Annotated in this window: 5 protein-coding genes; 2 read left to right on the top strand and 3 right to left on the bottom strand. The window is 41.5% G+C overall.

Going from position 1 to position 6,371, the window contains the following annotated elements; genetic code table 11:
- Both F946_RS02750 and F946_RS02745 read left to right on the top strand, forming a co-directional pair.
- The coding region (locus F946_RS02750) for a hypothetical protein (RefSeq protein ID WP_004978680.1) at positions 1 to 1,553 on the top strand (1,553 nt) is incomplete at its 5' end.
- Positions 1,554 to 1,630: 77 nt separating this feature from the next.
- The gene (locus F946_RS02745; RefSeq protein WP_004978678.1) at positions 1,631 to 2,782 is read left to right on the top strand and encodes a hypothetical protein; all 1,152 of its coding nucleotides are present in this window, start codon (positions 1,631 to 1,633) and stop codon (positions 2,780 to 2,782) included.
- Positions 2,783 to 2,963: 181 nt separating this feature from the next.
- Here F946_RS02745 and htpG read toward each other — a convergent pair whose 3' ends face one another.
- From htpG to F946_RS02730, 3 genes are all read right to left on the bottom strand, one after another.
- Complete coding sequence (gene htpG, locus F946_RS02740) at positions 2,964 to 4,883, bottom strand: molecular chaperone HtpG (RefSeq protein WP_004978675.1); 1,920 nt, start codon at positions 4,881 to 4,883, stop codon at positions 2,964 to 2,966.
- Between the two features lie 98 nt (positions 4,884 to 4,981).
- Positions 4,982 to 5,326, bottom strand: coding sequence for a lysozyme inhibitor LprI family protein (locus tag F946_RS02735; RefSeq protein ID WP_004978671.1), 345 nt, complete (start codon positions 5,324 to 5,326; stop codon positions 4,982 to 4,984).
- Positions 5,327 to 5,486: 160 nt separating this feature from the next.
- Positions 5,487 to 6,089, bottom strand: coding sequence for an OmpW/AlkL family protein (locus F946_RS02730; RefSeq protein WP_004978667.1), 603 nt, complete (start codon positions 6,087 to 6,089; stop codon positions 5,487 to 5,489).
- Positions 6,090 to 6,371: the final 282 nt, after the last annotated feature.

Below are 6,371 nucleotides of genomic sequence, written 5' to 3'. Positions count from 1 at the left end.
CAGAAGTTGCAGAAGTTGCAGAAGTTGCAGAAGTTGCAGAAGTTGCAGAAGTTGCAGAAGTTGCAGAAGTTGCAGAAGTTGCAGAAGTTGCACGAGACCAGTTTAACGTCCCTGTTGCAACAACGTTCAATAAGAAAAAGGATATAGCGCATGCGCAAAACAATGTAGTTACCGATGCTTTTGTTTTCACGGGTATTGAGCTTTTAAGCATTACTACAGACGATACATCGGCTGAGCAGCCCCAAGATTCTGAGTCATTGCTCCCCAAAGTCAGACCATATTCTAGTCTAGTTTTATCTAAGGCCGAAGCAGAGCTTCATTTCAATACCGAAATACAACCTACATTCGACAGCAACCCAAATGCAACTCAAATTGAAGAAGCTGAACTCAGCTCTTTTAAACAAAACACTGTAGAAGATGTCGTCTCCATCAATGCTATTGAGCTAAGTATCAAACAAGATAAGGAACCTGAAAATCAGTTCGATATCGTACAAACAGATTTAGAGCTTCAATCTGATGAAGTATTCGCAGAAAATCATTTGATTCTCAGCAATCAGCCTCTTTTAAGTGATGGGCTATGTCCGCCTCAGGAAGAATTTATCATTGAGGCCGCTGCACCCATTCGATTTGACCTCAAGCCAAGTGCGTCTATTTCAACGCTTGCCATTCAGGATTTTATCCAAAGGCGATCGATCTTGGCTGAACCACCAGATACAGACATTTCATCTGAATTTCAACAGCAAGATCCACTTGAAAGCGAGGTGACAGCACCATGCCCTGTTTTGCAGGATAGCCATACAGAAAATTCAGAAGCATCAGCTACTGCTGCGCAACCCCTACTGCCCACACAGATTCATTTGGGGCAATATCAAGCGAAATTGTGCACGCTGCATCAACCAAATTTAGATCCTAAGCTCTATGGCCTCGACATTTCAGGGCACACCGAGATCGGTCAAAATATCGATTTTCTGATCCACAGCGACCAACTCGATCACTGGTTGGACTATCCCATCTATTTGGCAGAACAGACCCAGCAGCACGGAGAGTTTATTAAGTATTTGGCTCTATTCGGTGCTGACAGTCCCACGGAAGCCATTCGCCTGAGCCAACAATTTGCCCAGAGTGGTCAGCATCAAGTCGCAGCCATCCGCGAAATTGTATGGGACCAGCTACAAAGTCATATGCATGATGCATTTTCGATTTTTCAGCTGTATACCCAACAGGCCAAACTGGTATGGCATATTGAAGACTATCATCCATTTATTCTGGCCGATCTACTCAATAGCCGTAAATTCATCCAGTTTGAAGAAAGCTCCGCGGACGCAAATACGCCCATTTTAGTGTTAAAAGAACGACAAAAAATTCGAGTAATTCATGGTCAGAAGCGGGTTGAACTCTCACGTACCGAGATCGCGTATCCGTGCTTGGTCTTAGACCGACAGCACGGCATCAGTTGGCAACTGATTCAAAATACGATTTCTACTTTGCCTGAACCTATCACTGTGTTTCAATTATTTGATTCTATTCAAAAACAACTTGGCAGCGAGTTGTAGAGTTTTGTATTTTCTACTTGTGTTCTTATGTGAAATTTACAACACTAAAACATCGAAGAACAATAAAGTACGAAAGCATGCTAAGAACTCAACATGTGGGATCCATCTCTTTATTTTTCTGCCTAAGTTTAGGTACATACGTCAACGTGGCTTGGGCGGAAAGCAATACCAACATCACACAACATTTTGTGCCACCTCACGACGTGGCTGAAATTGACAAAATCGCATCGCCCCCCAAAGGTAGTGGACTTTTATATCAAATTCCACAGTGGATTGACTCACTTCCAACCGTTCTACCTGAAGAGTCGGACGAGCTGATTGTGCCCACGACTGACCTCACTGAAGAACGCACATGGGTTGACCGCCAGCAAAAAGAAGTTCGAAACTGGGCAGACCGAACAGCCACTAAAATGGACAATTGGTTTGGTGAAACTGATCCTAAAAAACCGGCCACAGCCACCTTACGGGTCTTGGTCGATAACCGTTGGAATAAACATGATGAATATGATGTAAAACCGCGGATTAGGGGGCGGGTTAAACTTCCAACTTTAGAACATAAACTCAGTGTCGTATTTGGGGATGACTCATTAGATAATGAACTACAAAACAATGTTGCAATTACCAATGAAAATCCACCCAGTGCGAATAACGATAAAACATTTGACCGCAGCCAAACCCGTGATGCCAATAGCTCACTGGCTTTAAGATGGTCGCAATTATCAGATCGTCTGCCTTTTGAAACCGATTTCGACTTAGGGGTGCGTTCAGGGGATGATATCTATGCGCGGATCGAGTTATCGAAAGAATGGAAACTCGACAATGATTTTCGTGCGTATGCTGAACAGATTTACCGTTATGGTATCGACAGTGAAAATTACTTACGTACCAACCTAGAGCTGACGCATGCGCGACCCAATCAACCCTTTTTATCCAATCAGTTCAGTCTGACCTATGCAGACGAGCAAGATGATGATCTTCTCTGGGATAACTATAGCTTTAGACAACACCAATTCTTTCATGGCAATCGTTTTAACTACGGCATTTACACTGGCGGTTTCTACAACAACGACGACCTGCGTTTGAACCGTTGGGGGCCTTTTGTCTCGTGGCGTCAACCATTCTTAAGAGAGTGGTTTTATATCCAAGGCGATTTAAATTATTTTAACGATCACCGTGAAGACCGTAGTCATTACGCCAGTGCCTTGGTGCGTTTTGAAGCTTTATTTTAAGGCCGTGGTGAATCTTTAGGCTGAACTGTGGATAAGTTCTCACTTATCCACGGATATTCACATCAGGTTCTTTTCCACCGATCTAATCAATACGTTCAAAAGACATTAAGGTTCTTCATCCAATTGGATGACATAAAAAAAGCCTATCTTAGAGATAGGCTTTTTTTAAAAATATCATGGTTTATTGAAGCAATAAGCTGTTAATCCGTTTGATATATTCGGCAGGATCATCAGGTAAGCCACCTTCAGCAATCACCGCTTGGTCAAAAATCACATTGGCCAAGTCATCAAACTGTGCCGAATTTTCTAATTTTTTCACCAATGGATGCTCTGGGTTAATTTCCAAAATTGGCTTGCTTTCAGGTACAGCCTGACCCGCTTGTTGCAACATACGAATCAGTTGTGGTGAAAGCTCTCCCTCACCTGTCACCAAGCATGCAGGTGAATCCACCAAACGTGTAGTCACACGTACTTCTTTGGTCTTGGCTTTCAATGAGTCAGACAATTTTTCAACCACAGGTTTAAACTGCTCTGCGGCTGCCTCAAGTGCTTTCTTCTCTTCGGCATCTTGTAAATCACCTAAGTCGACTGCACCTTTCGCCACGTTCTGCATTGGTGTGCCATCAAACTCATGCACAAATTCCATTGCCCATTCATCGACACGGTCTGCCATGAGTAAGACTTCAATACCTTTTTTCTTAAATAACTCAAGTTGTGGCGAGTTCTTCGCAGCATTGAGACTGTCTGCAGTCACATAGTAAATCGCTTTTTGCCCCTCAGGCATACGCGCTTTATAGTCCTGCAAAGAAGTGCTCACCGCATCATTGTTTGAAGTTGAGAAGCGTAAAAGTTTTAAAATACGCTCACGGTTACCCAAGTCTTCGCCCAAACCTTCTTTCAATACTGAACCAAATTCACGGTAGAAGGTTTTGAACTTCTCTTGATCTTTTTCATCTTCCGATTTAGCTAAAGCATCCAACATGGTCAATACACGGCGTGCATTCCCTTCACGAATGGTTTTCACATCACGGCTTTCTTGTAACAACTCACGACTAACGTTCAGTGGTAAATCGGCACTATCAACCACCCCTTGAACAAAGCGTAAATAGTTTGGAATCAAGTTATCCGCATCATCCATAATGAAGACACGTTTCACATAGAGCTTAATCCCCGCTTTGGCTTCACGGGTAAAGATATTCGCCGCAGCTTTACTCGGTACATACAACAACTGCGTATATTCGGTACTGCCCTCGACGCGATTATGCGCCCATGCCAGTGGGGCTTCAAAGTCATGGCTGAGATTCTTATAGAACTCGACGTACTGCTCTTCAGTCACTTCATTTTTATTACGTGTCCACAGGGCGCTGGCTGAGTTAATCGCCTCCCACTCACCCGTTTTCACATACTGACCCGGTTTTGGTTCTTCACCTTCGACCGCTTCTTCTTGCTGCCAAACCTCTTTTTGCATCTCAATCGGCAGGCTAATGTGATCCGAGTATTTATTGATAATTTGCTTCACTTTATGCGACTGTAAATAGTCCAACGCATCTTCACGCAAATGTAAAATAATATCGGTACCGCGACTGTCTTTGTGGATCTGCTCGACTTCGAACTCACCCGTGCCCGCACTGACCCAACGTACCGCCTGATCAGCATGCACACCTGCATGGCGTGATTCTACGGTAATTTTGTCAGCTACAATAAAGCCCGAGTAGAAACCGACACCAAACTGACCAATCAGTTGTGCATCTGATTTTTGGTCACCTGTGAGCTTAGACATAAAGTCCTTGGTTCCAGACTTAGCAATCGTACCTAAGTGGTCAATCGCTTCTTGTTCAGTTAAACCAATCCCATTATCTGAAATGGTCAGTGTTTGATTAGCTTCATCAAAGCTGACGCGCACATGTAGGTCTGGGTCATTTTCATAATATTCAGGATGATTAATGCCTTCAAAACGCAATTTATCGCAGGCATCGGATGCATTTGAGATCAATTCACGTAGGAAAATGTCAGGATTTGAATACAGTGAATGCGTCACTAAATGTAATAGCTGAGCCACTTCAGCTTGGAAACTATGTTTATGTACGTTTTGCTCGCTCATCAATCGCTCCTTAATGTATTAAGTCTTATAGAGAATGCTTAATGAATTGGAGTGAGCGATACGTTTTTCAATAGCAATCGCAAGTTTTTTTGCTTTTTTTAAAATGGGCCCTGACGGTAAATACGATCTAGCTGTAGTTCTAACTGCTGCTGGCGCATTTTATACACGTCCATGAGGCAACGTTGTGAAGCACCACAACGGTCACGGAGACTCAACCACTTCACTTGCTCATCCTGAATCAAGCCACGTGTCCCCATCGGAACAAGACGTTTTAAGATGGTATAGGTGGTGGTCATTTTCACATCGGCGTCATTGATTTGGCGATACTCACAAATCGCATGTTCTGTCGTCGTTTTTGCTTTATCACAATTAAAACTTGCTGCTTGAGCATGCATGCTCCAAGCCAAAGCACAAACTAAACCAATTCCGAGCATAGATTTCATTTTTATCACTCTCTTATTTTGTTTCTATCCATTCTATAGACGATTTTCTTTTAATACTGAATCATCGTGATTTATTTCAGCTTTGACCACTATTCAACTTTAGTCTTTGCATAAAAAAACCCCATCATTGATGAGGTTCTTAAAAAGCTACTTTTGATTATTAAAATTTGTAGCTATAACCGAGTGTATAAATCACTGGATCGATATCTAATTTGAAGTTTTCAACCACAGTTTCAACTTTTGGGTTTAAGTCCGCATAACGAACATCAACAAACACACCCCAGTTTTTTGCATCAGCAGGTTGGTAATTAAAACCAAGTTGAGCAGCATAGCCGTAGTCATCTTTGACTTTAACTTTAGTTCCTGAGAGTACACCTGAAGTTTCTTCATCCCAAGCAATAAATGCTGTTGCACCGACACCAATATAAGGCGTGAAACCTGTTGAATTTTTAAAGTTATATTTTGCAGTCACTGTTGGCGGCAAATGCTTCAGTTTTACAGCATTGCTACCATTTACTGTCACGTCATGGCTAATTGGTGTCGCCAATAGCAGCTCTGCAGAAATATTGTCATTAAAGAAATATTCAACCGATGGCGTAAACGCGAGTTCGCTATCTGCTTCAACCGTTAATGTACCATTCGCAATTTTCGTGTCCTGCGTTGGCGCAATTGCAGATCCACCGACTTTGACTTGCCATTGACCTGCCATTGCAGCAGATGCAGAAAGACCCATTAATGTAATTAGAGCAATTTGCTTCAACATTTCAAACAACCTCTGTTTGTAAAATAATTAATATAAAAATTAACATTAACTCATCATAAACAAGAGTGTAATTAATATGCAATTATAATAATAATGTATTTTAAATGCTGTTTTTAAGTGATTGTTTTTAATTTACTTAAATATTAAATATACTGTTTTGGTTGGTTTTAAATTAATAATGAAAAATCAAAATAAATATATTTTAATTCCAACCTTTTTAATCCGAATTAACATTATAAACCCGATTATTTTAATCTGAATAAATAATAAAAAAGGCGATTT

Origin of the sequence: Acinetobacter johnsonii ANC 3681, from assembly GCF_000368805.1 — a bacterium.
Taxonomy (GTDB): domain Bacteria; phylum Pseudomonadota; class Gammaproteobacteria; order Pseudomonadales; family Moraxellaceae; genus Acinetobacter; species Acinetobacter johnsonii.
Note: the sequence above shows the minus strand (reverse complement) of the source record. Positions and strands in the feature narration are given on the sequence as shown.